Below are 25,796 nucleotides of genomic sequence, written 5' to 3'. Positions count from 1 at the left end.
GGTGCTCGACAGCGAATCTTGTTGTCTTGGCATTCGCCCTGATCGTGATCGTGCTTCCAGGGCGAGCCTTGGCGAGCGATGCGGACGTGCAGACCAGCTGGCGGTTGCTCGATTATATCGGGGTGGACTACGCGGGAGCTGTCTCGAACGGGAAAGTGATAAGTTCGGCCGAGTATGCCGAGATGTCCGAATTTGCCGGGCAGGTCGAAACTCGGGTCCGGGCACTGGCTCCAACATCGGCCAAGGCGGATCTGCTTCGCCGGTCGGGGACGCTGCGCAATGCGATCGCCGCCAAGGCGCCGCCGGCGATGGTGGCGGAACAATCCCGAGCGCTCGCTGCAGCGCTGCTTGCGGCGTATCCAGTACCGCTCGCGCCCAGTTCGCCGCCGGCTTTGACGCGAGCCGCCGCGCTCTACGCGCAGAATTGCGCCGCCTGCCATGGCGCAAGCGGCGATGGCCACGGCCCGGACGCAGCCAAGCTCGATCCGCCGCCGATCGCGTTCACCGACAAGGCGCGCGCCGATCAGCGCAGCCTGTTCGGCCTCTACCAGGTCATCAGCCAGGGCCTGGACGGCACCGCGATGCAGAGTTTCGCGGCGCTGCCCGAAGCCGATCGCTGGGCGCTGGCCTTTCACGCCGGTCAATTCGCCTATCCCGAGACCGCCGCGCGTGACGGCGAGCGGTTGTGGCGCGGCGATGCCGCGCTCCGCGCCAAATATCCCAATCTCGCGGCGCTGGTCGGCGTCACCCCGGCCGCGCTGGCGGCCGATATCGGCCCGGAAAAAGCGGCCGCGCTTACCGCCTTTCTGCGCCGCCATCCCGCCGCGGTGACCGTGCGCGTCGATGGCTCGCTTGCCTTGACGCGCGAACGGCTCGACCAGAGTATGGCAGCCTATCGCGCCGGCGACCGCAAGGCCGCAGCAGATCTCGCGCTTTCCGCCTATCTCGATGGCTTCGAGCCGGTCGAGCCGGTGCTTGCCGCGCGCGATGCGGCCCTGATGGCGCGGATCGAGGGGGCGATGGCGAAGCTTCGCGCGGCGATCGGACAAGGGCGTCCGGCAAGCGAAGTCGAAGCGGCGAACCGCTCGCTGGCCAGCCTGTTCGCCGAGGCTGAAGCCGCCCTGGCGCCCGAGCGGGCGAGCAGTGCGTCGAGCTTTCTTGGCGCGTTCGGCGTGCTGCTGCGCGAAGGGCTCGAGGCGCTGCTAATCGTCGTCGCGATGATCGCGTTCCTCAAGAAGACCGAGCGCCCCGAAGTGCTGGGTTTCGTCCATGGCGGCTGGATCGCCGCGCTCGCCGCTGGTGTCGCCACCTGGTTCGTCGCGACCTATTTCATCAGCGTGAGCGGCGCTTCGCGTGAGCTCACCGAAGGCTTCGGCTCGCTGTTCGCAGCGATCATCCTGCTCACCGTTGGCATCTGGATGCACGGCAAGAGCAACGCGGAAGCCTGGCAGCGTTATGTGAAGGCGAAGGTGACCGCCGCGCTGTCGCGCCAGTCGGGCTGGTTCCTGTTCCTGCTGTCGTTCGTGGTCGTCTACCGCGAGGTGTTCGAGACGATCCTGTTCTATGCGGCACTGTGGGGGGAAGGGAATGGCGTGGCGATGCTGGCCGGAGCCGGCGCAGCGACCGCACTGCTCGCTCTGATCGCCTGGATCATGCTCCGCTTCAGCGCCCGGCTGCCGATCACCCAATTCTTCTCGTGGAGCTCGATCCTGATCGCGATTCTTGCGGTCGTCCTCGCGGGCAAGGGCATTGCCGGGCTGCAGGAGGCAGGCATCCTCGGCGTGGTGCCGCTGGCCAATATACCGCGCATCGAGTTTCTGGGTCTGTTTCCAACGACCGAGACCGTGCTTGCGCAGGCCGCGACAATCGTCGTGCTCGTCGCCGGCTTCTGGTACAGCGGGCGCAGTGCGGCCACGGCCCGCTCGTCAGGATCACCCGCCGAATAGGCGACCGAGGAGCATCGCGAGCGCGACCAGGTAGCAGGTCAGCGACCCGAGCGCCGTCGTCGCCATCCCGAAGGCGCGCGCGCCGGCGCCATCGGGATAGCAGCGGTAGAAGCTCCAGCGGCCGACCGCGAACAGCATGGACGATGCGACCAGCAGCCCCAGCCAGCGGCCGCCGGCGACCGAGGCGAGCAGCAGATGCGCGCCGACGCCGAGGAATGCCTGCTCCAGCGTGTTCTGCAGGAACGCGGCCTTGACCGCGAGCGCGGGGCTCGGCGGCCCCTTGGCCGCGCCGCCGATGTCGGCGGCGGACCGGTAGCGCCCGCTCGAGACCAGGCGGACGGCGAGCAGGACGAGGGCGAAATGGACGAAGCTCGTCTGGATCGCGAAGGCAAGCCGCGCGCCGATCACAGACGGGAAAGTGACCAGCTTGGGCAGAAAGAGGACGCACGCGACCGAGATCGCGGCACAAAGCAGAAAGGCCAGCCCCGACTGCTTCCTGATCTCCTTCTGCTCCGCTTTGAGGTCCGTCATGGCCACGCTCCGTCAGCCCGGCCGATCCGCCGCGATCAGCGCGATCGTGCCCGTCACCGTGTGGATGCGCGCTGCTTCGCGCACATTGTCGAACCCCGTCGCGCGCACGAGTTCCGGAAGCACGCCGTCGGCATTGGGCTGGGTGTCGGCCACGCCGTCGAGCCGCTGGATAGTCAGGCGGAACAGCAGCCGCATCAATCCCCATTGCCGCCCATAATCGGCGATCACGAGCCTGCCGCCAGGGCGGAGTGCCGCGTGCATCGCCCCGAGGCCCGCCCGCTTTTCCGCCATCGGCACCTGGTGGAACATCAGGCTCGACACCACGGCGTCGGCAGAGCGGGAACCGATGTCCCGCGCGAAGCCGCGCTCCCAATGGATGTCCGCACCCGCGGCGTCGCCCTTGGCGCGAGCGATCGCCAGCGCTTCTTCGTCGGGATCGATGCCGATGATGCGCACGCCAGGCGCGGCCGCCTTGAGCATGACCGCGAAGCTGCCCGTGCCGCACCCGACATCGATGATGGTCTCGCCGGGGCGCGGCGCGAGCAGCTCGATCATGGCGCTGCGCCAACGCATCTCGCGGGTCCAGCGCCGGATTGCGCGATCGTAATCCGCGGTGTCGCCGATCCCGAGCGGCGGCGTGTAGGCGCTATCATTCATGCCCGTGCCCTCGTTGCATGTTCCGCCAGCTCGCGGCGCGCGTCGCGAATTATGTCATAGGCGGAATGGAGGAACAGCAGCGCGATCACGCCGGCAACGACGAGATCAGGCCAGGCCTGTCCCGTCCAGGCAACCAGCGCGGCAGCGGCGATCACGGCGATATTGGCAAGCGCGTCGTTGCGCGAGAACAGCCAGATGGCGCGAGACGTCGCATCTCCCTGGTCCCGGAACCGCGCGAGGATCAAGGCGGCCGATACGTTGACGACGAGCGCCGCGATACCGATCACGCCCATCAGTTCGGCTTCGGGCGGGGCCGCATGGAATGCGCGCCACGCTGCGAACCCGATGACGCCGAGCCCGAGGCTCGCGAGAAAGATGCCTTGCACGAGCGCGACGCGGCTTCGCGCGACCGCAGTCCAACCGAGCGCGATCAGCCCGACGAGCGTGATCGACCCGTCACCGATGAAATCCAGCGAATCTGCTTTCAGCGCCTGCGAACCGGCAATGAAACCGCCAACCAGCTCGAACAGGCCGAACCCGACGTTGAGGATGACCACGATCCACAGCGCCCGCCGATAGGCCGGATCAGCGCCTGCCCGCTTGGTGTCCGCCTCACATTCGCAGTCGCTCATCGTCATCTCCGCCGCGAGTCGCGAGCATGTTCTGCACCCTGTAGCAGCTATAGGGTCAATGCCTTGCGTGGGGTCCCAGCGCTTCGATGATCCGGCAGTCGGAAATAGCGCCTTGGCTGCACTGGCCGATCACTTCGTCAAGCTCGCGTCGAAGTGCGCGGAGATCGGCGATCTTCTGATCGATCTGCGCGAGATGCGCGCGCGCGACGCTGTCGACGGCGCCGCACGAGCGGCTGCGATCGTCGGAAAGCGCAAGAAGCTCGCGCACCTGATCGAGTGTAAAACCAAGGTCGCGCGCGCGGCGGATAAAGGAGAGCCGCGCCAGATGGGCGGCCCCATAGTCGCGGTAGTTGCCCGCGGTGCGCCCGGGTTCGGGAAGCAATCCGATCTTCTCATAAAAACGAATGGTCTCGACCTTGGTCGAGGTCGTTCGTGCCAGTTCACCAATCTGCATCAGAAATCCCGCTTGACCCTATAGTTGCTACAGGCCGCACATAGCGCATGACATCGAGTCGTTCGAGGTAATGAAATGGCCTGCAACAGCTGCGCGTCCGCGAAGCCGGACCCATCCAACGATCCGCGCTGGCGGCGCGCGGTCTGGATTGCGTTGATCATCAACGCGACGATGTTCGGCGTCGAGATTTTCGCGGGCGTTACCGCCCACTCGGCCGCACTCAAGGCTGACGCGCTCGACTTCCTCGGCGACAGTGCCAACTACGCGATCAGCCTCGGAGTTGCAGGCATGGTGCTCACCTGGCGTGCGCGCGCGGCGATGCTCAAGGGCGCCACCCTGTTTGCGCTCGGGGTCTGGGTGATCGGCAGCACCGGCTATGCCGCGTTCGCGGGCACGCTTCCGCAGGCCGAGACGATGAGGATTGTCGGTGGTCTCGCGCTGGCGGCCAATGTCGCGGTCGCCTTCATCCTGTACCGTTTTCGCAGCGGCGAGGCGAACATGCGCTCGGTATGGATCTGCTCGCGCAATGACGCGATCGGCAATGTTGCCGTGGTCGCCGCCGCGTTCGGCGTGTTCGGCACCGGCTCGGCATGGCCCGACCTGACCGTTGCCGCGATCCTCGCCACGCTCGGGATCAGCGGCGGCATCCAGATCATGCGCCAGGCGGCGGCCGAGCTGCGGGCGCCGCATCTATTGCACGCGGCGCCCGCGCAGCCAATTCTTCAGGGGGAATAAATATGGCGTCGAAACAGGAGAATGGGAGGCGATCCCGCCCCGCCGCTTTGCTTGGCCGTGCCGTCCGGCTAGCAGAGCAGCCGATGCGACAATCGCTCGCCCTGATCGCCGGCCTGATGCTCGTCCTCTCTTTGTGGACGGGTCTCTCGGTGTCGGCGGCGCACGCGGCCGAGATCGTCGGCTGCCTTGAGCTGTCCGCCGGGGCCGGAGACCATGTCGCTTGCGATGGCGACGAGGTTCCGGGCGACGCGGACAATCCGGCGCCGCATCACCACGGCAGCTGCCACAATCATCATCTGAGCATGCCCGCCGTCGACGGCCCGGCAACGATCACCCCAATTGCCCGGACTACGCTGAGGATCGATCCCGCGATCGAGCCCGACGCGATAACCGCCGCGCGCGACCTGAGACCACCGATCGCCTGACGCGCCGATCGTCCACGCGGCTGCAGGCCACGGCGGACTCCCAGCCTTTCGTCAGGAGATCATTTCCCATGTCCCGTATCTTCGCGGCCGTCCTCGCCGCGGCCCTCTGCTCCACCCAGGTCGCAGCGCAGGACGCGCCGCCGGCCACGGTGTCGCTCACGCTCGATGAAGCGCTCGCCGCCGCCCGCCAAGCCTCGCCCGCGCTAGAAGCGGCATCCGCCGACCTGCGCGCCAGCAGCGCGGCGCGCACCGTCGCCGGCCTGCGCCCCAATCCCTCGCTCGAGGCGCAAACCGAGAATGTCGCCGGCAGCGGCGCCTATCGCGGCATCGACAGCGCAGAGACCACCGTGGGGTTCGCACTGCCGATCGAACTGGGCGGCAAGCGCTCGGCGCGGATCGGCCTCGCCGACGCACAGGGCGTGCGGGCGCGGGTCGATGCCGCGATCGCCGATGCCGATGTCACGCTGCGAGTCACCCAGGCCTATGTCGCCGCCGTGGCCGCCGAGCGCAGACTCGGCATCGCCCGCGAGCAGGCGGGGATCGCCGCCGAGGCCTATCGCGCCGCCAGGATCCGCGTGAGCGCGGGACGCGCCTCGCCGATCGAGCAGCAACGCGCCGACGTGCTCCGCATCAATGCCGAGGCGGCGGCCGCCCGCGCCGAGCGCGACGCTGTGGTTGTCCGCGACACGCTGGCCCGGCTGATCGGCCGCCCCGTCATGGCCGGGCTCGACCTTGCCTGGTTCGATCGGCTCGACGGCTATGGTCCCTCGGCACGAGCCGGTGTCGACGGCACGCTCGCGCTGGCCGCGGCCGATGCCGAAGTCGCGACCGCCGATGCGCAGGTCGGGCTCGCCCGCTCGCAGCGCATTCCCGACGTGACGCTGAGCGCTGGCGCACGCCGGCTCGAAGCGACCAACGACACCGCCGCGGTATTCGGCGTGTCGATCCCGCTGCCTTTGTTCAACAATGGCAGCGCTGGCGTCGCCCAGGCGCGCGCCGAGCGCGACCGGGCCGACGCGCGACGGCGCATGGCGCGAATCGACGCCGAACAGGCGATCTCTGCCGCCGAGGCCGAAGTGGCAAACGCGGCGGCCGATGCGCGCAACGCGACCGGGCCTGCGCTGGCCGCCGCGGTCGAGACCGCACGCATCGCGCGGATCGGCTATCGCGAGGGCAAGTTCGGCCAGCTCGACCTGCTCGACGCCGAGCGCACGCTGGCGGAGACCCGCGCCGCCGCGATCGACGCGCTCGCCGCCTGGCACGACGCGCGCGCCCGCCTCCAGCGCCTCACCGGCGCCGCTCCCACGATCACGAAAGACTGAGCCCATGAAGATCACGATTTTGCGGGCGACGCTGCCCCTGGCGCTTATCGCGACTCTCGCCGCGTGTGGCGGCACCAAGCCCTCCGAAGAAAAGGCCGAAACCGAAGCCAAGGAAGGCGCTGAAGCGCCCTCGCAAGGCGTCATCAAGCTCAGCCCGCAGCAGATCGCGACCGCCGGTATCCAGCTCGTCCGCCCGACTGTCGGCGGCGGGGGCGCGATCGAGCTGCCCGGGACGATCGAAGGCGATCCCCAGGGCACCCAGGTGGTGTCGGCGGCGATCGGCGGGCGCGTCGTCGCGCTGACCCGCAATCTCGGCCAGTCGGTCGGTCGCGGCGAGACGCTCGCGGTCATCGAGAGCCGCGAAGCCGCCCAACTCAACGCCGAGGTCGAGGCGGCGCAGGCGCGCGCCGCGCTCGCCCAGTCGAACCTCCGTCGCGAACAGCGGCTGTTCAACGAGCGCGTGTCGGCCGAGCAGGATCTGATCGCCGCCCGCACCGCGGCGCGCGAAGCAGAGATCGCGCTCAGGCTCGCGCGTCAACAAGTGTCCGCCGCGGGCGGCGGCGGCGGATCGCTCAACCGTCTCGCGATTCGCGCGCCGATCGGCGGCCAGGTGATCGCGCGCTCGGTCACGCTCGGCCAGACCGTCGCGGCCGATGCCGAACTGTTCCGGGTCGCCAATCTCTCCACGGTGTCGCTGACCCTGTCGCTGTCGGCCGCCGATGCCGGCCGTGTCCGGCCGGGCGCCACCGTCGAGGTAAGCGCGCCGGGCCGGCAAGCCACGGCTCGCATCACCTTCGTCTCGCCGGTGCTCGACGCCACGACCCGGCTGGTGCCGGTGATCGCGGCGATCGATAACCGCAGCGGTCAGTGGCGCGTCGGCGAGAGCGTGCAGGCCGCGATCCTGCTCGGCGGCGGCGGCGGCAACGAAAATGGAGGCGGAAGCGCAGTCAGCGTGCCGTCGACCGCGGTGCAGACGATCGGCGACAAGCCGGTCGTGTTCGTCCGCACAGGGGATGGATTCCGGGCCGCGCCGGTCACCCTCGGCCAGGCCAGCGGTGCTTCCGTCATGGTCCTCTGGGGCCTGACCGGCCGCGAGCAGATCGCCGCCGCCAACAGCTTTGTCCTCAAGGCCGAACTCGGCAAGGGCGAAGGCGGGGACGAGGACTGAGCCATGATCGAACGCATCGTCACCCTTGCGGTCGAGCGCCGCTGGTTCGTCCTGCTGCTCACCGCCATCGCCGCCATCATCGGCGCCGCCTCGCTCTATCGGCTCCCGATCGACGCGGTGCCCGACGTCACCAACAACCAGGTCCAGATCAACGTCCGCGCGCCGGCGCTGTCGCCTGAGCTGATCGAGAAGCAGGTCACCTTCCCCGTCGAGACCGCGCTGGCCGGCATCAAGGGGCTGGAGAGCACAAGGTCGCTGAGCCGCAACGGGTTCGCCCAGGTCACCGCGGTGTTCTCGGATGCGACCGACATCTATTTCGCGCGAGCACAGGTCGCCGAGCGCATCAACGACGCCAAGGAGCGGTTGCCCGACGGAGTCACGCCCGAGATGGGCGCGATCGCGACCGGGCTCGGCGACATCTATATGTGGACCGTCCGCTATCAGGATCGCGGGCACGAGCAACATAAGCCGGGCGAGCCCGGCACCCAGCCCGACGGCAGCTACATCACCCCCGAGGGCGACCGGCTGGTGAGCGAGGCCGACAAGGCGACCTATCTCCACACCGTGCAGGAATGGATCGTGGCGCCGCAGGTCAAGTCGGTCGCCGGGGTCGCAGGGGTGGATTCGCTCGGCGGCTACGACAAGGAATATCTCGTCGTTCCCGACGTGCAGAAACTCGCCGCGCTCAAACTGTCCCTGAGCGAACTCGCCACCGCGCTCGACGCCAACAACAGCGCAATCGGCGGCGGCATTGTCGATCGCAACGGCGAAGGCCTGGCGGTGCGCGCCGATGCGCGCATCGTTAGCACCGCACAGCTCACCAACACTGTCATTGCCACGCGCGAAGGCACGCCGATCCTGCTCGGGCAGGTTGCTGCGGTGCGGTTAGGCCAGGCGATCCGCCTGGGATCGGCGTCCGAGGCCGGGCATGAAGTGGTCACCGGCACCGCCGTGATGCGGATCGGCGAGAACAGCCGCACCGTCTCGACGGGGGTCGCCGAAAGGCTCGAACGGATCAGCCCGTCGCTGCCGCCGGATATCGTCATCGAGCCGGTGCTCGACCGCACCGACCTCGTCAACGCCACCATCTCGACGGTCGCCCGCAACCTCGCCGAGGGCGCGCTGCTCGTCATCGTCGTGCTGTTCGTGCTGCTCGGCAACTTTCGCGCGGCGCTGATCGCGGCGGCGGTGATCCCGATCACCATGCTGCTGACCGGGTTCGGCATGCTCCAGGCCGGTGTCTCCGCCAACCTCATGAGTCTCGGCGCGCTCGACTTCGGGCTGATTGTCGATGGCGCGGTGATCATCGTCGAGAATGCGCTCCGGCGCATCGCGGAGCGCCAGCACCATCTCGGCCGGCCGCTCGATCGCGGCGAACGCCTCGCCCTGGTGGCGCAGGCCGCCCGAGAGATGATCCGCCCGTCGGTCTTTGGCCAAGCGATCATCATCCTCGTCTATGTGCCCTTGCTCACCCTCTCGGGCGTCGAGGGCAAGACCTTCGAGCCTATGGCGCTCACCGTCATCATGGCGCTGCTGTTCGCGTTCGTCCTGTCGCTGACATTCGTGCCCGCCGCGATCGCGGTCTGGTTGAGCAAGCCGGTCGAGGAAAAGGAAGGCCGGATCGTCGGCTGGCTGCGTCGTCGCTACGAGCCGGGGCTCGATCAAGCACTGCGGGCGCCGAGGCGCACGTTCGGCGTTGCGCTCGCTGCGCTGGCGCTGGCCGGCGCCGGCTATGCGACGCTCGGCCAGGAGTTCCTGCCGCAGCTCGACGAGGGCAATGTCCTGGTCCAGGCGTTCCGGGTGCCCGGCACCTCGGTCGACCAGAGCCAGAGAATGCAGTTCCAGATCGAGAAGGCGCTGTCCGGCATACCCGAGGTCCGGGTCGTATTCTCGCGCACCGGCACGGCCGAGCTCGCGTCTGATCCGATGCCGCCCAATGCCACCGATACGTTCGTGATGCTCAAGCCCCGTGGCGAGTGGCCCGATCCGGGCGAGACCAAGGCCGATGTCGTCGAGCGCATCGAGCAGCGCCTAGCGCAAGTACCCGGGCACAGTTACGAGATCACCCAGCCGATCCAGATGCGGTTCAACGAACTGATCGCCGGCGTGCGCAGCGATGTCGCGGTCAAGGTGTTCGGCGACGACTTCGCGCAGATGAACGATACCGCCGACAGGATCGCTGCGGTGCTGCGGCGCACGAAAGGCGCTGAGGACGTCAAGGTCGAGCAGACCGAAGGGCTGCCGATGCTCGACATCGCCTTCAACCGCGATGCGGCCGCGCGACTCGGGGTGACCGCCAAGGACGTGCAGGACGTGGTCGCCGCGGCGGTCGGCGGCCGCCCGGCGGGCGTGATCTTCGAGGGCGACCGGAAGTTCCCGATCGTGATCCGCCTCTCAGACACCGAGCGCGCGAATTTCGCGACGCTCGGACAGACTCCGGTGCCGACGCCCTCGGGCGCGTTCGTGCCGCTCGCCAGCGTCGCCGACATCGGCGTCGCCGACGGACCCAACCAGATCAGCCGCGAGAATGGCAAGCGCCGGGTGGTCGTCCAGGCGAATGTCCGCGGCCGCGACGTCGCCGGCGTGGTCGCCGATGCGCAGGCGGCGATCGCGAAGGACGTGCGCCTTCCCGCAGGCATCTGGCTAGAATGGGGCGGTCAGTTCGAGAATCTCGCCTCGGCGCGTGATCGTCTGATGCTCGTCGTGCCCGCCTGCTTCGCGCTGATTCTGCTGCTCCTCTACGGCGCGCTCGGCAGCGCGCGCGACGCCGCGATCGTGTTCACCAGCATACCGCTGGCGCTGGTCGGCGGCGTAGCTGCGCTGATGCTGCGCGGCATGCCGTTCTCGATTTCGGCGGCGGTCGGGTTCATTGCGCTCTCCGGCATCGCGGTGCTCAACGGCCTGGTCATGGTCACCTCGATCCAGGACCTAATGCGGGCCGGCATGGACCGTGCCCGCGCCAGCCGCGAGGGAGCATTGCTCCGCTTGCGACCCGTGGCGATGACCGCGCTGGTCGCCTCCCTGGGGTTCGTGCCGATGGCGCTTGGGCACGGCGCCGGAGCGGAGGTCCAGAAGCCGCTCGCGACCGTGGTGATCGGCGGGCTGATCTCGGCTACCTTGCTGACTCTGTTCGTGCTGCCGACGCTCTACGCCCGATTCGGTCGACGCGAGCTGGCGGCCTCGAACGTAGCGCACGCCGAGGATCTGCTTCCGCGCGATCCGCTGCCCGCTGAATGACGAGGGAAAGTCGGGTAGCCGTCAAACTACAATGACCGGAAGCTAAAGGTGATGGAGGAACTGGTCCGGATCACAGCGCTGCGAGGGTTTCGAGCAGCGGGCAACCGGCATGGCTGCCCGCCTCGCAGGCGGCGACGCTGTCCGTGAGCACGTCCGCCATGCGCTCGAGGTCGGCGATCTTCGCGCGCACATCGCGCAGGTGCGCCTCCGCGAAAGCTTGCGCCTGCGCACATGACGCTGACCCTCCAGCGGCGAGCGTGAGCAAAGCCCGCACCGTTTCGATGGAGAACCCAAGCTCGCGCGCTCGCCGAACGAACGCGAGGCGCCGCACGTCGTCGCGGTCATAGGCACGGTAGCGGCCCCGGCGCTCCGGTACAGGCAACAGGCCAATCCGTTCATAGTAGCGGATCGTTTCGATGTTGCAGCCAGTGCGGCGCGAGAACTCGCCGATCGGGATCCTCTTGGATGCAGTCATGGTCGCGATTAGCACTTGAGTCTGTAGTGACTACAGATGCGCTTAACGCAATGCGCGATGCATTGCTGGACCTGGCTAAAGCTTGCCACGGCAATGAGCGGCCCGAATGTCCGATACTTGCACGTCTGGCTTCCTGAGCTGATCTCACAGGCCAGTAGATCGCTGTGAGCGCAGCGAGCCCACTCACTCGTGCGGAGCGCGTCCTGCCAACTTCGCGAGTCGGCGCGGAAGGTCGGCAGCGATCTTGCGTTGTTGTTGAGGTTGCGCCTTCTTCCATGCCCGACATTCGAGTTTGGATCTGCCGCACCCCCGACACCAGCCGGTCGAGCCGTCGAATCTGCACAAGTCTATGCACGGGGACTTCACGTGGGCACCTTCAATGGCATTCGATCGTCAGGTGCTTCAGTTCATGGACAGGGACGAGCCGGTCACGGATGACACCAGCGTGGATTCCCGCACCGCCGACAACACCGACGATGGCGGCATGGGCTTCGGGGCCGACGCGCCACACATGGAGATCGGCAATACGCACGTCGCCCGGTCCCTCAACGAGATCCTGTATTTCCTCGGCAACGTGATTGTCGGTCGAATCAAGGAGGACTGAAGCGGTATCTCGCATCAGGCTCCAGGACCAGCGAGCGATCACCACAGCTCCGACGATACCCATGACAGGGTCCATCCACACCCAACCAAGATAGCGACCTGCCAGCAGGGCCGCGATCGCCAGCACGGAAGTCAGGGCGTCGGCGAGCACATGCACATAGGCAGAGCGGAGGTTGTTGTCGCCGCCATGGGCATGATGGTCGTGTACATGATCGTCATGACCGTGATGGTGGTGGCTGCCCGACAACAAAAATGCGCTGAGGATGTTCACGCCTAGCCCGATCACTGCAATCAGGGTCGCCTCGCCGAACGCAACCTTGATGGGCTCGAATAGGCGCAGGATTGATTCAACACCGATCCCCAAGGCGATCAGGCCAAGCACCAACGCCGAGGCGAAGCCCGCCAGGTCGCCGACCTTGCCGGTTCCGAAGCTAAACCGCCGGCTCGATGCACGCTGCTTGGCATAGGCATACGCAATCGCCGCGACACCCAGCGCGCCGGCATGGGTCGCCATATGGAAGCCATCGGCCAGGAGTGCCATCGATCCGGTGACATACCCGGCGAATATTTCGCCGGTCATCATCACAGCCGTCAGCACCACCACCCACAACGTCCGGCGTGCATTGTCGTCGTGGGCGGCCCCCAGATACACATGGGCGTGCGTGAAATCGTCAATATCGCGTAAAGTGGTCATTATCTCGGCTCTATTTCGCGTAGCGGCGTATCACCGCGATCAGTTCTTCAGCTCCTGCGGCACGTTCTGCGGCCGTAAGGTCGGGGGTCCGCCACATGGTCTCGGACATGCTCTTCTATAATCTCGTCCATCAGCCCATTGATGGCGCCGCGCGTCGCTGCGACGAGATGCAGCGTCGTCGTGCAATCCGCATTGGCCGTCAGCGCTTTTTCGATCGCCGCGACTTGGCCTGCGATGCGGCGGACCCGCTTCAGGAGTTCGTCATTGCCTTCATTCAAATGTCCCATAGGATACCCCCCTACCCTATGTAGCGCGTCGCTACCACCGTAATCGACTTGGATTGGGCTATCAAAATTGCCTGGTGTTCTTCCTACATATCTATCATAGTGGATATATGGAATCAGAGAGAGCTATTACGGCGCTGGGAGCGCTCGCCCAGACAACGAGGCTCGATGCCTTTCGTCTGTTGGTGCGGCATGAGCCGCACGGTCTCGCCGCAGGTGAAATTGCGCGTCAGTTGGGAGTTCCCCAGAACACCATGTCGGTGCATCTCGCGACGCTTGCGCGCGCCGGGCTCATTCGCTCGGAACGGCGCAGCCGCATCATCAACTATCGCGCCGATCTCGACCAGTTGAAGGCGCTTACCCTGTTCCTCGTCAAGGATTGCTGCGGCGGCAAGGCGGAGCTTTGCGAACCGCTGATCGCCGAACTCGTCCCCTGCTGCTGATGGAGCCCATCATGTCCGATCGCATCTTCAATATTCTCTTCCTGTGCACCGGTAACTCGGCCCGCTCGATTCTCGCAGAAAGTGCGTTGAACCAGCTCGGCGACGGGCGCTTCCGCGCCTTTTCGGCCGGCAGCTTTCCCAAGGGTGCGGTCAATCCCGACGCCATCGCGCTGCTCGACCGGATCGAGTATCCAACCGAGGGCCTGCGCTCGAAGAGCTGGGAGGAGTTTTCCGGAGCCGACGCGCCGGTCATGGATTTCGTGTTCACGGTCTGCGACGACGCCGCCGGCGAGACCTGCCCCATCTGGCCGGGCCATCCGATGACGGCGCACTACGGCATCGAGGATCCAAGTCACGTCCAGGGCACGCCGGTTGAACGCGAGCGGGCATTCGTCACTGCGCTCCGTTACCTCGAAAACCGCATCAAACTCTTCATCGCCCTGCCGTTCGATCGGCTCGACGCCTTGGCATTGCGCACGCATGTCCGCGAGATCGGCCATGGCGAAGGGGCGAGCAGCCGCCGGGGGGATGCCGCTTGATGTCCGTCGATATCGTGATCTACCACAACCCGGAATGCGGCACGTCGCGCAACACGCTGGCGATGATCCGCAATGCGGGGATCGAGCCGCATGTCGTCGAATATCTGAAGACGCCGCCATCGCGGCCGATGCTGGTGTCCCTCATCGAACGCATGGGGATCGGCCCGCGCGCGCTGCTGCGGGAAAAGGGGACGCCCTTCGCGGAGCTTGGCCTGGGTGATTCATCGCTCGGCGACGACCGGATCATCGATGCGATGATGGAGCATCCGATCCTGATCAACCGGCCGATCGTGGTCTCACCGCTCGGGGTGAAGCTCTGCCGCCCTTCCGAAGAAGTCCTCGACTTGCTGCCGAGCGAACAGCGCGGGGCATTCACCAAGGAAGACGGCGAGCGCGTCGTCGATGACAGCGGCCAGCGGGTCGCGTCATGAACGCCACCACTGGTCAAGCGTTGGCGCCGGCGAAGCCGGCGATCAGCACATTCGAACGCTATCTCAGCGTTTGGGTAGCGCTGTGCATCGTCGTCGGCATCGCGCTCGGCTATGCGCTGCCCGGCCTGTTCGCGGTGATCGCATCCGCTGAGGTCGCCAGGGTCAACCTCGTGGTCGCCGTGCTGATCTGGCTCATGATCATCCCCATGCTGCTCAAGATCGATCTCGGCGCGCTCGGATCGGTCAGGCAGCACTGGAAGGGCGTCGGGGTGACGCTGTTCATCAACTGGGCGGTGAAGCCCTTCTCGATGGCGCTGCTCGGCACGCTGTTCCTCGGGTGGCTGTTTCGGCCGCTCCTGCCCGCGGCCGATGTCAGCTCCTATATCGCCGGCCTGATTCTGCTGGCCGCCGCCCCCTGCACCGCGATGGTGTTCGTCTGGTCCAACCTCTGCGACGGCGACCCCACCTATACGCTCAGCCAAGTCGCGCTGAACGACATCATCATGGTGTTCGCTTTTGCGCCCTTGGTGGGCCTGCTGCTCGGCGTCGCGTCCATCACTGTCCCATGGGGCACACTGCTGATCTCGGTGCTGCTCTACATCGTGGTGCCGGTGATCGTCGCGCAACTGATCCGCCGCGCGGTGCTGTCATCGGGCGGGCAGTCAGCCCTTGACCGGCTGCTGGCGCGGCTAGGCCCGGTGTCGCTGGTCGCGCTGCTGACGACGCTCGTCCTGCTGTTCGGCTTCCAAGGGGAGGCGATCATCGCCCATCCGCTGGTCATTGCGCTGATCGCGGTGCCGATCCTTATTCAGGTCTATTTCAACGCCGGGCTTGCCTATTGGCTGAGCCGCCGGTTCGGTGTCGCTTGGTGCGTGGCCGCGCCGGCGGCACTGATCGGCGCCTCAAACTTCTTCGAACTGGCTGTCGCTGCCGCGATCAGTCTGTTCGGGCTCAACTCGGGCGCGGCACTGGCGACCGTGGTGGGCGTCCTGGTCGAGGTTCCGGTCATGCTGTCGGTCGTCAAGATCGTGAAGGCGACCCGGCCCTGGTACGAGCAACGTGTGCCGGAATGATCGCGAGTTTGCTCAATGCAGAGTCGCTATCCGACCTGACGGCCGAACTTGCTGCCGCCGGCCTGCCGACCAGCGATCTTGCCGAACCAGATCGTCGCTTCTTTCGATTCGAGGACGTCGCCGGCATCATTGGCTATGGCGGCATCGAAGGCGATGGGCCTGACCGGCTGCTGCGATCCCTGGTCGTAAAGCCCGAGCGACGTGGCGCAGGTTTGGGCGCTGCCATCCTCGGCGCGATCGAGCAGGCGGCAACCGATAACGGTGTCGCTGCCCTCTATCTGCTGACCACCACGGCTGAACCATTCTTCCGACGGCACGGCTATAAAACCGCCGAGCGCGCCAATGCGCCCGCCGCGATCGCCCGGTCGGCCGAGTTTCGAACGCTCTGCCTGGCGAGCGCGGCCCTTCTCTCCAAACGGATTGCCTGATGTCGCGTCTTCGAACCCTTGCCGACCCCGATTATGTGCCAGCGCTCGATCGCGACGTGGTTCGCCCTGATCTGGCGGCCGGCCTTGGCTCGCTCGACCATCCGCCCCGGATCCTTCTTCTCTACGGTTCGCTCCGTGAGCGTTCATTCAGCCGACTCGCGGTCGAGGAAGCGGCCCGGCTGCTGATCTTTTTCGGTGCGGAAGTGCGTATATTCGATCCCTCCGACCTGCCATTGCCCGATCAAGTGAAGGGCGACGATCATCCAGCCGTCCACGAATTGCGCCAGCACGCCTTGTGGTCCGAAGGCATGGTCTGGTGCAGCCCGGAACGGCACGGCCAGATCACCGGCATCATGAAGGCGCAGATCGACCATCTGCCGCTGGAGTTCGGTGGCATGCGCCCGACCCAGGGTCGGACGCTCGCAGTCATGCAGGTGTCGGGCGGCTCACAGTCGTTCAACGCGGTCAACACGCTACGCCTGCTAGGCCGCTGGATGCGCATGTTCACGATCCCCAACCAGTCGAGCATTGCGATGGCCTGGAAGGAGTTCGACGAAGCCGGCAGGTTGAAGTCGTCGAGCTATTATGACCGCATCGTCGACGTGATGGAGGAACTGGTCCGGTTCACCGTGCTGACCCGTGGCCACGCCGATCAGCTCGTCGATCGTTATTCCGAGCGCAAGTCCGCGGCTGCCAAGCGCGACGCCGCACACGACCTGGCATCACAATCGATCGCCTGACCTAATCCCGACAACCTCCGGATCTAACGCGCTTCCGAAGTGCAAAGCGTTTCCAGCAAGGGACAGCTCACGGTGTCGTCCGCCTCGCAGGCGGCGACGGTGTCGCCGAGCACTTGCTCCATGCGGCGAAGGTCGGCAATTTTCACGCGGACATCCCGCAGATGCTCGCTCGCCAGATCACGCGCCTGCGCACATGAGGCAGCGCCGCCGTCGGCAAGCGCCAGCAGCGCCCGCACCGAGTCGATTGGGAAACCCAGTTCGCGCGCACGTCGCACGAACGACAGGCGCCGCACATCCGACGGTCCATAGGCGCGGTATCGACCACGGCGCAGCGGCACCGGAAGCAGGCTGATGCGCTCATAATAACGGATCGTCTCGATGTTGCAGCCCGTGCGCTGCGACAGTTCGCCAATCGGGATGGTGGTGCGAGATGTCGTCATCTTCAAAATACCGCTTGAGTCTGTAGTAGCTACAGACGCTAGGACAAGATCCAACAGCTCTCAAGGGGTCGCCATGTCTGAACCTTCTGCCACCCCCCGTTCGCCGAAGGGATTGGGAACCGCGTCTCTCACTCTCGGCGGGATCGCAGCCGGTTTCGGCGTCGCGGCGTGCTGCGCCCTGCCAATGCTGCTGGCTTCGGTTGGCATCGGATCGGCATGGCTCGCCGGAATCGCTATGACCGCGCTACCCTATCGCGTGCCGCTGCTCGGGATAGGCGCATTATGCCTGGTTGCAGGCGCCGCACTTCTCATACGTCAGCAAGCCGTCGCTGCCCGCTGCGCACCGGGCGGCCTATGCACCTCTCTCGCCACGCGCCTCATCACGCTTGCCGGCCTGCTGATCGGTGCCGCGCTCCTCTGGCTGGGCTATGCCTATGTCTGACATCACCCCGGAGCTAAGTTCGACGATCACCTGTCCAGAGTGCGGCACGGTGAAGACCGAGCAGATGCCAACGAACGCCTGCCAGTTTTTCTATGATTGTTCGGACTGCAACGCCGTGCTCCGGCCCAAACCCGGCGATTGCTGCGTGTTCTGTTCGTATGGAACCGTTCCTTGTCCACCGATCCAGATCGAAGGCAAGGGCGCAGGCTGTTGCAGCTAGTTTCCGGTGTTGTCGTGGACGATGTTTAATTAGAATAAAGGATCGAAGCGAAGCGGCCTGCACGCAATTTGTGTCGAGGTGGCAGCCAGACACTTCGCTGAGCGTCAGAAGTGGCTGAGTCGATTTCAGGGGTACGCGGTACCCCCGGTCTTGACCGCACGGGGGGGCAATCTGGTCATCCCAGCTTGCCCATCAGCCTTCCAGCCGCGCCCGCCTCAGCGGCGAGATTGCGGTTGTAGGCGAGTGGCATACGCGGGCTCTTCCAGCGTAGCGCGTCCATGATCCCGGCGAGATCTTCGCCGCTCGCGAACAGGTCCTGGTTGAGGCCAACCCGCGTCGAGTGCGCGCTGATTCCCTTGAGCAGCCGGGCAAGATCGTCCGCCGTCAGATCGACCAGCGCGGCACGGTCGAATGCCCGCTGGATCATCGACCGGTAGATCGGGCCAACCGAGGCGGGATGGAGAGCCCCCTCCCCCACATCATACTCGACCCGAGCCGGCACGGCAGGTGTCGACAGTGTTTTGCGCAAATCCCACGTCTCGCGGCCCGAAATGCTGTCGATCTTACGCCCGCGCAGCGCAGCCCGCGCCTTGTAGCGCCGCACATTCACCCGGCGGAACACTGGTCCTGCCTTGATGCCGGCGGCTTCCAGCCACGCCGCGATGGCCCGCACGGTGCGCGGGCTCAGAAACGCGGTCGCCCCCTCCCCCTCCTGATCGCCCTTGCTGCGCGGAATGCTGAGCAGCCGCGCGTCGGGATCGATCGCCTCGACGATATGCTCGACCTCGATCGCCACCAGCTCGGAGGCGCGCAGTCCAGTGTCATACCCTGCCGAGAGTAGCGCACGATCGCGCAGGCCTGGCAGATCTTCAGCGCAGCTCTCAAGCAGCGCTCGCACATTGAGCCCGCGGGGTTCGTCGCGCTCGACATTGCGCACCGGCCCCTTGAAGCGCAGCGGCCGCGCCTGCTTCTGCGCGGTGCCGAGGCGGCGACGGATCGCCTGCAGGCGCAGCTTCACCAGCGACGCCGACGTCGGATCTTTCAGATCGAGCAGCTGATGGATTTTGGCGATCGACGCCTTGTAGCGGCCGAGCGAGGCCGGTTTGCTACCCTTTCCTGCCCGCGCGTCAAGATAATCGGCGACCACTTCGGGCGTCGCCGGCAGCGCGATCCGATGCGTCCGCCGGCACCACGCATCAAACGCCTCGATATCTGATTTCAGCGCGCGGAGGCTGTGGGGCGAGGAGGCCGCCTGGTAGGCGGCGATCAGCGACTCATTGATGACGATGCGCTCGCCCGCGCGCATCTGCACGACCGTCCACGCGAGATCGACAGCGTCGGCCACAGCCGGAAGTGACGTCTCCGACGGAGGCGGCACAGGCAACGGTGTTCCTGCATCCTCGGTCATGGCTACCGCTTCGCCATCTCTAGAATTTCGGCGAGCGTGAAAGGCTCGTGGCCATAGACGCTCGCCAACCCGTTGAAGGCGTCGACGGCGACCTGCTGCAGCACCTCTGTCTCGACCGAGGTCAATGTCGCTTCAAATTGGTAGGACGGCTCAACCGCGGCGAAACCATCCTCACCGAAATCGAACGTCCCAGGCGGCCACCACGAGCCGGCCAGACCGTTGACCCCCAATCGCATATGGATCGGCAGCGCGCCGCCATGATCGAGCGCGAGCGTCGTGTTGCGCTTCAGAAAATCCAGCCAGTGCTGGAAGAAATATCCGGTCGCGAGCGTGATCCGGCTATCCCGATCGAACAGGAATCCGCCCGCAACGCCCCAGAACTCGCCGGTCTTCTCGAACCACTGGGTAACGGCAACGGTCGGCGCAACGCCTTCCTCCTCCGTGCCCGGCCAGTAAATCGCAGTGCCGCCCCGGCTTGTACCAAAGCCGAGTGATCGGGCGTCCGCCATCAGGTCGGGATGCCCCTCACTACTCGCAAGCGACCGCTTCGCATCCGCATTGGCCGTCCATTTGGACGGGATCAGACGCGCGTAGCCCGGGAAGTGATCCTTCCAGCGGTATCTGCTCGATCCATGACTGGGGTGGGTAACGATCTGCGGCTCGGCCCGATCGAACCAGAGATCGGCGTCGCCGGGAAAATGCGGCTGCCAATGCACCGCCTCGGGGAGCGGCGCCGGGAGCTGTTCCAGCGACAGCTTCAGGGCGGCCGCCAGCTGCTTGGCCAGCTCGCCGCGTACGCGGCGCAGCTCGGCGGTATCCGCGCCGACGGGAAGACAGAAGCCGATCGGCCCGCGCCGTCCGCGCATATCGAACGGCAGCTTCTCGAGCGTCGCGCCCTCGAACGCCGTATTCCAGACCTGGATGACGCGGTGCTCGCTCAGTGCCCGGTTGGCATACCCCATCTCGAGCAGGACGTTGGGGTTCGCGCAGGCCTTGCCGCTGGCGGACACCGCGATTGGCGTCACGTCGCCGACGAACACAGCGGCTTCATCGATCTTGCGGAGAATAGTCGCAACAATGTCCGGTGTGCCGGCGACACCCTGCGTGTCGGAGGTCAGGCTCGGCCGATCGGCTTCCTCGACGTCGGCCGCGAGCATCGTGATCGCAGCATCGAGCGCAAAGCGGACAACTTCTCTAGTGACGCGCCCGTCGAGATCGCTCTGCCATGACCAGAAAACCGTCTTTTCCACGCGTGATCGCCCTTCATTTCTCGCGACGCTTCATAGCCGACCTTATAGAGAGGCGTCAAACATGGACATGTGATAACTGCAATTATCACATGTTGATTTACCAACCATCCGAGCAGTTGTGCAGTGTTTTGACATTCACTACACATTCGGCATGGAGCGCTTCCATCCCCTCGCCGCCGACACCGACGCCCCACCCGAAGAGCTGGCGCTCGCGCAAGGCGAATGCGCGCTGGCGCTCGGCCGGCTCGACGGGCTCCTCACCGGCCTCACCGATACCGAGAAGCGGCTGTTCTGCGTAGGGCTGCTGCGCGAGGTGCTCCTCTCGGCCTTGGCGCAGGCGGGATTTGCTGACGCCGAACACCGGTTCAACGCCTGGTTCGCCGGGCTCGATCGCGGCCCCCAAGAGACGCCCCTCACCGCCTGCTCCGCCTATGCCGTGGTCCGCGCCCTTCTGGGCGAACTCAGCCATCATCCGTGGGAACCGCTTGCCGACGCCGCGCAGACCATCGCTCTGGCCGCTCGCTTCGGGGCCGATCGCCCGATCCAAGCCGAAGATGCGCTGGCGGAGGAGGCGATCGGCAGAGCGATCACGCTGGTGAAACAGGCCGGCGCGGATGACGAGACCCCCCTGCCCTTCGCGCGTCTGGGCCACCTGTACGCGCTGCTGCGCGCCGATCCGCTGTTCGCGCTGCTGGAGCGCACCGTGCACATCCGTTCGCTTGGGAACCGCGCGGTGGCGATCGAGCAGGCCGCCCCGCGCACACCGCTCTGGGCGGTCGATGCCTCGCTGGGGCGGCTGCTGACCGCGTGCGGCGCGTGGCAGCTTGCCCTCCCCTGCCCCGGCGCGGTGACCGCCGAAACGCTTCAGCCGCAGCTCTGGCCGGGCGAACGCGCCATTGTCTCAGCGCGGACTCTCCACGCCAGCGCTACCCGGCTTGCAGAGCTGGTCGCGAAAGCGCGACGGCGCGCGGCGCTGATGCGCGAGCAGCTGGGGCACCTGCGCTCGAGCGCGCGGGCACCGCAGGTGTGGATCCTGCTCGCTGGTTTTGCGCCGCTCGGGCTCGATCAGATGACCTCGGCGTTCGGGATCAGCCGGCGCGGCACCTATGCGATCGGCGACGCGCTAGTCACAGCGGGCCTCGCGCGGCGCGCGAGCATCAAGGGCAAGGTTCTGCTGGTCGCCGAAGCGCCGCGAAGGGATCGGTTGTCGGCACCCCTGGACCACGCTCTCGCGCTCCCCCATCCGGCCCTCGCCGAGTTCGACGCGGCGATGGGCGAGATCGACCGGTTGCTCGCCGGCAGTTCTGGCCATCCCTGACGCGGCCTCGCGCGCATTAGGCGTGTATGAAAACTGATCTCCTCTTGACGTTATGTACAGATATCATACATAGACAGAGAAAGAAGGAGATGGCCAATGGCCACAGCTGCACATTCCGGCGTCCCCGCCAAAGCGCCTAGCCGCAAGGATCTGAGCGGTCCGGCGCTGCGCACCTTTTTCCGCATTGCCGACGCCTGGGGCCTTAAGGAAGCCGAGCAGATGAAGCTTCTCGGGCTCGAAAGCCGCTCGACCTTCCAGACCTGGAAGCGCGGCGCCGTCGCGGCGATTCCCAAGGATGCGCTGGAGCGCATCTCCTATGTCATGGGGATCTACAAGGGGCTGAAGATGCTCCTGCCCCGTACCGCCAACGAATGGGTACGCAAACCCAATGAGGCGCCGCTGTTCGCCGGACGCCCGGCGATCGAGCGGATGGCCTCGGGCAATGTCGCCGATCTCTACGTGGTGCGCCAATATATCGACGCGCAGCGCGGCTGATGGATGCTATTGCGACGACGCAAGTGCGGTGGCAACCGTGCTATCGGATCGTCGCAAGCCGGTTCCCGCCCATATCGCTGTTTGAAGACGTAGCGGATCCGGCCGATTTAGAAGCGGTCTATGCGATCGAGGCGATGACCAACGACCGGCTTCGCGACGAGGTCGGGGACCTCGCGCTCGTCCCATCGGAGGACCGCGTATCGGGACCCGGGACATCGGCAATCATGGCAGCCTTCACCCACCTCAATCCAGATGGCAGCCGATTCTGTGACGGCAGTTTCGGGTTGTTCTATGCTGCCAACACCATCGAGACAGCGGTTGCCGAGACGAGCCATCACCGAACCCGCTTCATGGCGTACACCCACGAACCGGCGCAGGAACTCGACATGCGCGTCTACGCGGTCGACTTGGAAGCCATGCTCCACGATATTCGCGGCCTGCGCGATGAACGCCCTGCCCTCTACGCCCCGGACAGTTATGCCGCCGGCCAGGCGCTTGGCCGACACCTGCGTGAGCAAGGTTCGGATGGCATCGTATACCAAAGCGTGCGCGACACCGACGGCGAGTGCGCCGCGGTGTTCCGCCCTCGCCTACTCGCAAACTGCCGACAGGAGCGGCACCTGTGCTACGTTTGGGATGGCCAGGCGATTGTCACCGTCTACGAGAAGAAGACATTCACCTAAAGATCCTGTGGACAAGCTAGCCTTTCGGCATCGAGTGACGCCTGTCAGGAATAGACCCCGGCAGCCATACGATCGAGATCTTCCATGACGATATCGATATCGCCATTCGCAACCAATTCCGCAGCCGTTTTCCCAACTCCAGAAAGGGGTTGATGCTTGAACCAGATAACCGCCTTGCCTTCTTCGCCTGCGAGCTCTGCCGCTCGCGTTATAACTCGGGCTATTTCCTCCAGTTTAATCTGCACGGTCGGGGCGGAGGGATACAGAGTCATGGCCTTACGATCCAGGCGAGCAACGCGAGCCAAATGCGCCATGGAGAAGCGCAGGCGCTCCGCCAGACGACGGGGCGCGATGATCTCATTCTCGCGAATGTCATCCTGGAAGGCTGCAGTCATTGGGCAGTCCATATTCAACATGTGAAGACAAAACTCTCACATCTCAGAACCGCTGAAGATTGTCCTAGCTCCAATGCTGATCGAGCAGGGCTTTCAACGCGGCCTCCGCTTCAGCCCGCGTACCACCGGCATGCGGGAGCAAGGTCAGTTTGAGCCCCTTGCGATCCACCCCCTCCACTTTCAGCAATGGTTTCCCCCCTTCGGACACGATCGTTTCTGGCTTTCCTGACTTCTTGGGGGATCCTGACCTCTTGGGGGGATCGGCGGCCAGAGCGAGAGCGCGTATGATATCGGGAACCGGCATCGGTGCTGCGCGGTCGGACTGCACCTGAGCGAGACGTCCCGCTTCCGCGAACACACGCTGCCGCCGGTCCTCCGGTTTCAAGAGAGGCTTGATCGCGGTGACATGCTTGATCCTGAGATCCTGTGGGATGGCAAAGGCCGCCATCAGTTCTGCCGGCAGTCGGGCAAGGTCGAGATAGCGGCTGAGCCAGCTTTCCGTGACGTTGATCCGCTCGGCCATGACCTTCTGGCGACCTTCATAATAGGCGTCGAGCGCGCGCAGATAATCGCGCGCGCGCTCCAGATCGCTAAGGTCGTCGCGCGCCCGGTTTTCCAGGTCCGCAAGCCGGAAAGCCTCTTCGTCGGTAAGGCTGCGGATATCGACGAGAAAGCGGAAATCCGGATAGTTGTGGGCGCGCAGCCAACTGATCGTCCAATGCCGGCGCGCGCCACAAATCACCTCGAAATCGAAGGCAGGGTCGTCCTTCACGCGGCGAACGATGGCGGGCATTTCCTGTTTACCCTGCGCCTTGATGCTCTCGATGAGATCGGCGCACCGCTCCTCGTTAAGCAGCGCATATTCGCGGTTATGGCCGACCCACATCCGGCAGCGTGCCGGATCAACGAGTTCATGTGTGCGTGAGACGACACTGCCCGTCGCCAATTCGGCAAGTCGGCTTTCTCGACCCGCCAGGACGCTCGCACCGATGCCAGGGCGCCGCGCCGCTGGGGCTTGCGCCCCCGGGTCGATTCCGGCGACCAGATCAGCCGCGAAGTTGGCGTTTTTCTTGCTCATCATCCACCCCTTCTACCCAGAATTGCACCGGTGCAATTTTGCTCGCATCAGGCGAGGCCCTCCTTGCGCAAACGCGCCAGATGGCTGGGCCACATCGACCGGATGTCGACCTCGATTTCACTGTTCACGCCGTCGAGATAGGCGAGGCAGCGGTTGCGCACCGCCGAACTGGTGACAGGTCCGTCAAGCTCATAGACGGTCATTAGCCGCGCCGTCGCATTGTCGATTTCCGCCGAATCCTTGAGCGGTGTGCGCACGATCGCGTGGCCGAAAAGGGTCCGCATCAGGTTCAGCAATTCCTTCTGCATCGACTTGTTCTCGTCAACCTTGGAGGCGACGAAGCGCAGAAACTGCAGCGACGGGGCCAAGCCGCGATCGGCCAGCGTCTCGATGGTCTCGTCGAGCATGGCGAGGAAGGCTGCAGTCGACGAGAAGTCCATCACCGTCGGCGGGACCGGCACGACCAGCGCATTGGCCGCACGCAGCACCGAAAGCGAGATCGCGCCGAGCGCCGGCGGCGGGTCGAGAACGACGACATCGAACCGATCGGCTATGCTCGCAATGCCTTGTGCCATGCGGTCGATCAGGTTCCCCTGCCCGCGCGCCATACGCGCCGCGATTTCATATTCCGACTGGAAGAGCCGCAGATTAGCCGGGACAAGCTCGAGGCCGTCGAAGTGAGTCTTGCGCAGGGCGTAATCGAGCGACTCCATGTCGTCGTGCCGCAGGAACGGATAGAGCGTGTCCTCCTCGGTTAGGTCGAGGTCGGGAACATAGCCGAACAGGGTCGTTGCCGACGCCTGGCTGTCGCAATCTATGAGGGCCACCCGGTAACCCTTGATCGCGAGATATTGGGCCAGATGCACCGACAGGGTCGATTTCCCGACCCCGCCCTTGAAGTTCTGCACCGCGATGACGCAGCAGGGGTCGTTGGCAGCCCGCCAGGGCCGGGTGCCGAACAATCCCCGCATGTCGTTGAGCTGAGCCAGGGTATAACCGACGCGCCGATTATTTTCGGTTCGCGGAGGCGGCGGCAAGCGGCCGTCCTTCTCGGCCTCGCGAATGGCCGCCGCGGTCCGGCCGACCAGTTCGGCCGCTTTACCGATCGGGAAGGTGGGCTCGCGCCGTTCGTCCGCCCGGGCGCTACGCGCAGAGTCGCGAAGCCGCTCGAGAACAGAGCTGGTCCGTTGTGCAAGCGTTGAGACGGACAGCAGATCCTGCGTGCCCTCAATATCGAGTGATGCAGCCAA

At 65.6% G+C, this 25,796-nt stretch carries 30 protein-coding genes and 1 pseudogene; 17 read left to right on the top strand and 14 right to left on the bottom strand.

The annotated features are described in order from the left end of the window. The first annotated feature begins 68 nt into the window (after positions 1-68). Entirely contained in the window at positions 69-1,946 is a 1,878-nt protein-coding gene (locus ACUCV3_RS14165; RefSeq protein WP_482240693.1) for an FTR1 family protein, read from the top strand. On the opposite strand, the gene ACUCV3_RS14160 is transcribed toward ACUCV3_RS14165, so the two are convergent. From ACUCV3_RS14160 to ACUCV3_RS14145, 4 genes are read right to left on the bottom strand one after another with little or no spacing between them, the layout of a single operon-like run. Continuing rightward, positions 1,932-2,477 carry an MAPEG family protein gene (locus ACUCV3_RS14160; RefSeq protein WP_188084231.1) on the bottom strand — a complete coding sequence of 182 codons (546 nt, stop codon included), beginning with the start codon at positions 2,475-2,477 and terminating at the stop codon, positions 1,932-1,934. The genes ACUCV3_RS14165 and ACUCV3_RS14160 overlap by 15 nt on opposite strands. 12 nt (positions 2,478-2,489) lie before the next feature. Beyond that, complete coding sequence (locus ACUCV3_RS14155; protein WP_188084232.1) at positions 2,490-3,134, bottom strand: class I SAM-dependent methyltransferase; 645 nt, start codon at positions 3,132-3,134, stop codon at positions 2,490-2,492. Next, positions 3,131-3,766: a cation efflux transmembrane domain-containing protein gene (locus ACUCV3_RS14150; RefSeq protein WP_188084233.1), complete on the bottom strand. Its 636-nt coding sequence runs from the start codon at positions 3,764-3,766 to the stop codon at positions 3,131-3,133. The genes ACUCV3_RS14155 and ACUCV3_RS14150 overlap by 4 nt, the downstream gene beginning before the upstream one ends. 55 nt (positions 3,767-3,821) lie before the next feature. Next, entirely contained in the window at positions 3,822-4,220 is a 399-nt protein-coding gene (locus tag ACUCV3_RS14145) for a MerR family transcriptional regulator (protein WP_188084234.1), read from the bottom strand. A gap of 75 nt (positions 4,221-4,295) precedes the next feature. Between ACUCV3_RS14145 and ACUCV3_RS14140 the strand changes: the two genes are divergently transcribed. From ACUCV3_RS14140 to ACUCV3_RS14120, 5 genes are all read left to right on the top strand, one after another. After that, positions 4,296-4,955 (top strand): cation diffusion facilitator family transporter, encoded by a 660-nt coding sequence (locus tag ACUCV3_RS14140; protein WP_188084235.1) that lies wholly within the window; start codon positions 4,296-4,298, stop codon positions 4,953-4,955. 83 nt (positions 4,956-5,038) lie between these two features. After that, complete coding sequence (locus ACUCV3_RS14135; RefSeq protein ID WP_188084236.1) at positions 5,039-5,380, top strand: hypothetical protein; 342 nt, start codon at positions 5,039-5,041, stop codon at positions 5,378-5,380. Between the two features lie 68 nt (positions 5,381-5,448). Beyond that, the gene (locus ACUCV3_RS14130; RefSeq protein ID WP_188084237.1) at positions 5,449-6,702 is read left to right on the top strand and encodes a TolC family protein; all 1,254 of its coding nucleotides are present in this window, start codon (positions 5,449-5,451) and stop codon (positions 6,700-6,702) included. A gap of 4 nt (positions 6,703-6,706) precedes the next feature. Further along, positions 6,707-7,870 carry an efflux RND transporter periplasmic adaptor subunit gene (locus tag ACUCV3_RS14125; RefSeq protein WP_188084238.1) on the top strand — a complete coding sequence of 388 codons (1,164 nt, stop codon included), beginning with the start codon at positions 6,707-6,709 and terminating at the stop codon, positions 7,868-7,870. 3 nt (positions 7,871-7,873) lie between these two features. Next, a complete protein-coding gene (locus tag ACUCV3_RS14120) occupies positions 7,874-11,107 on the top strand; it encodes an efflux RND transporter permease subunit (RefSeq protein ID WP_313326442.1) in 3,234 nt (1,077 codons plus the stop codon). A gap of 70 nt (positions 11,108-11,177) precedes the next feature. Here the strand turns inward: ACUCV3_RS14120 and ACUCV3_RS14115 are convergent, their stop codons facing one another. From ACUCV3_RS14115 to ACUCV3_RS14100, 4 genes and pseudogenes are all read right to left on the bottom strand, one after another. Beyond that, on the bottom strand, positions 11,178-11,582 hold the full coding sequence (locus ACUCV3_RS14115; protein WP_188084240.1) for a MerR family transcriptional regulator: 405 nt from the start codon (positions 11,580-11,582) through the stop codon (positions 11,178-11,180). 183 nt (positions 11,583-11,765) lie between these two features. After that, positions 11,766-11,948, bottom strand: coding sequence for a DUF1289 domain-containing protein (locus tag ACUCV3_RS14110; RefSeq protein WP_188084241.1), 183 nt, complete (start codon positions 11,946-11,948; stop codon positions 11,766-11,768). 10 nt (positions 11,949-11,958) lie between these two features. After that, on the bottom strand, positions 11,959-12,879 hold the full coding sequence (gene dmeF, locus ACUCV3_RS14105; RefSeq protein ID WP_188084242.1) for a CDF family Co(II)/Ni(II) efflux transporter DmeF: 921 nt from the start codon (positions 12,877-12,879) through the stop codon (positions 11,959-11,961). 10 nt (positions 12,880-12,889) lie between these two features. Continuing rightward, positions 12,890-13,166: pseudogene (locus ACUCV3_RS14100) on the bottom strand (metal/formaldehyde-sensitive transcriptional repressor). Between the two features lie 107 nt (positions 13,167-13,273). Between ACUCV3_RS14100 and ACUCV3_RS14095 the strand changes: the two are divergent. From ACUCV3_RS14095 to arsH, 6 genes are read left to right on the top strand one after another with little or no spacing between them, the layout of a single operon-like run. Beyond that, entirely contained in the window at positions 13,274-13,606 is a 333-nt protein-coding gene (locus tag ACUCV3_RS14095; protein ID WP_237366403.1) for an ArsR/SmtB family transcription factor, read from the top strand. An 11-nt stretch (positions 13,607-13,617) separates the two neighbouring features. Continuing rightward, on the top strand, positions 13,618-14,145 hold the full coding sequence (locus tag ACUCV3_RS14090; RefSeq protein WP_237366402.1) for an arsenate reductase ArsC: 528 nt from the start codon (positions 13,618-13,620) through the stop codon (positions 14,143-14,145). Continuing rightward, positions 14,145-14,576, top strand: coding sequence for an arsenate reductase (glutaredoxin) (arsC, locus tag ACUCV3_RS14085; RefSeq protein ID WP_188084246.1), 432 nt, complete (start codon positions 14,145-14,147; stop codon positions 14,574-14,576). The genes ACUCV3_RS14090 and arsC overlap by 1 nt, the downstream gene beginning before the upstream one ends. Then, a complete protein-coding gene (gene arsB, locus ACUCV3_RS14080) occupies positions 14,573-15,649 on the top strand; it encodes an ACR3 family arsenite efflux transporter (protein ID WP_188084247.1) in 1,077 nt (358 codons plus the stop codon). Before arsC ends, arsB begins: the two co-directional genes overlap by 4 nt. Beyond that, positions 15,646-16,077: an arsenic resistance N-acetyltransferase ArsN2 gene (arsN2, locus tag ACUCV3_RS14075; RefSeq protein WP_188084248.1), complete on the top strand. Its 432-nt coding sequence runs from the start codon at positions 15,646-15,648 to the stop codon at positions 16,075-16,077. Before arsB ends, arsN2 begins: the two co-directional genes overlap by 4 nt. Beyond that, the gene (arsH, locus tag ACUCV3_RS14070) at positions 16,077-16,817 is read left to right on the top strand and encodes an arsenical resistance protein ArsH (protein ID WP_188084249.1); all 741 of its coding nucleotides are present in this window, start codon (positions 16,077-16,079) and stop codon (positions 16,815-16,817) included. Before arsN2 ends, arsH begins: the two co-directional genes overlap by 1 nt. Before the next feature lie 23 nt (positions 16,818-16,840). On the opposite strand, the gene ACUCV3_RS14065 is transcribed toward arsH, so the two are convergent. Next, entirely contained in the window at positions 16,841-17,257 is a 417-nt protein-coding gene (locus ACUCV3_RS14065; RefSeq protein WP_188084250.1) for a MerR family transcriptional regulator, read from the bottom strand. Positions 17,258-17,330: 73 nt separating this feature from the next. Between ACUCV3_RS14065 and ACUCV3_RS14060 the strand changes: the two genes are divergently transcribed. Continuing rightward, the gene (locus ACUCV3_RS14060; protein WP_188084251.1) at positions 17,331-17,699 is read left to right on the top strand and encodes a mercuric reductase; all 369 of its coding nucleotides are present in this window, start codon (positions 17,331-17,333) and stop codon (positions 17,697-17,699) included. Beyond that, the gene (locus ACUCV3_RS14055; protein ID WP_465270290.1) at positions 17,686-17,919 is read left to right on the top strand and encodes a GDCCVxC domain-containing (seleno)protein; all 234 of its coding nucleotides are present in this window, start codon (positions 17,686-17,688) and stop codon (positions 17,917-17,919) included. Before ACUCV3_RS14060 ends, ACUCV3_RS14055 begins: the two co-directional genes overlap by 14 nt. A gap of 175 nt (positions 17,920-18,094) precedes the next feature. Here ACUCV3_RS14055 and ACUCV3_RS14050 read toward each other — a convergent pair whose 3' ends face one another. Further along, positions 18,095-19,327 carry a tyrosine-type recombinase/integrase gene (locus tag ACUCV3_RS14050; RefSeq protein ID WP_313326435.1) on the bottom strand — a complete coding sequence of 411 codons (1,233 nt, stop codon included), beginning with the start codon at positions 19,325-19,327 and terminating at the stop codon, positions 18,095-18,097. Between the two features lie 2 nt (positions 19,328-19,329). After that, on the bottom strand, positions 19,330-20,577 hold the full coding sequence (locus ACUCV3_RS14045) for a hypothetical protein (RefSeq protein ID WP_188084253.1): 1,248 nt from the start codon (positions 20,575-20,577) through the stop codon (positions 19,330-19,332). A 151-nt stretch (positions 20,578-20,728) separates the two neighbouring features. Here ACUCV3_RS14045 and ACUCV3_RS14040 point away from each other — a divergent pair, with 151 nt between their 5' ends. The 3 genes from ACUCV3_RS14040 to ACUCV3_RS14030 all read left to right on the top strand — a co-directional run bounded on the left by ACUCV3_RS14040 (position 20,729) and on the right by ACUCV3_RS14030 (position 23,073). Then, positions 20,729-21,895: a hypothetical protein gene (locus ACUCV3_RS14040; RefSeq protein WP_284114386.1), complete on the top strand. Its 1,167-nt coding sequence runs from the start codon at positions 20,729-20,731 to the stop codon at positions 21,893-21,895. A 96-nt stretch (positions 21,896-21,991) separates the two neighbouring features. Beyond that, positions 21,992-22,390, top strand: coding sequence for an antitoxin Xre-like helix-turn-helix domain-containing protein (locus ACUCV3_RS14035; protein ID WP_017183655.1), 399 nt, complete (start codon positions 21,992-21,994; stop codon positions 22,388-22,390). Then, on the top strand, positions 22,390-23,073 hold the full coding sequence (locus ACUCV3_RS14030; protein ID WP_284114387.1) for an RES family NAD+ phosphorylase: 684 nt from the start codon (positions 22,390-22,392) through the stop codon (positions 23,071-23,073). Before ACUCV3_RS14035 ends, ACUCV3_RS14030 begins: the two co-directional genes overlap by 1 nt. A gap of 44 nt (positions 23,074-23,117) precedes the next feature. On the opposite strand, the gene ACUCV3_RS14025 is transcribed toward ACUCV3_RS14030, so the two are convergent. The 3 genes from ACUCV3_RS14025 to ACUCV3_RS14015 all read right to left on the bottom strand — a co-directional run. Next, positions 23,118-23,468, bottom strand: coding sequence for a hypothetical protein (locus ACUCV3_RS14025; RefSeq protein ID WP_017183653.1), 351 nt, complete (start codon positions 23,466-23,468; stop codon positions 23,118-23,120). A gap of 64 nt (positions 23,469-23,532) precedes the next feature. Beyond that, positions 23,533-24,546 carry a ParB/RepB/Spo0J family partition protein gene (locus tag ACUCV3_RS14020; protein WP_284114506.1) on the bottom strand — a complete coding sequence of 338 codons (1,014 nt, stop codon included), beginning with the start codon at positions 24,544-24,546 and terminating at the stop codon, positions 23,533-23,535. A gap of 47 nt (positions 24,547-24,593) precedes the next feature. Then, the coding region (locus tag ACUCV3_RS14015; protein WP_482240692.1) for an AAA family ATPase at positions 24,594-25,796 on the bottom strand (1,203 nt) is incomplete at its 5' end.

It is taken from the genome of Sphingobium sp. VMM (assembly GCF_056790315.1).
Note: the sequence above shows the minus strand (reverse complement) of the source record. Positions and strands in the feature narration are given on the sequence as shown.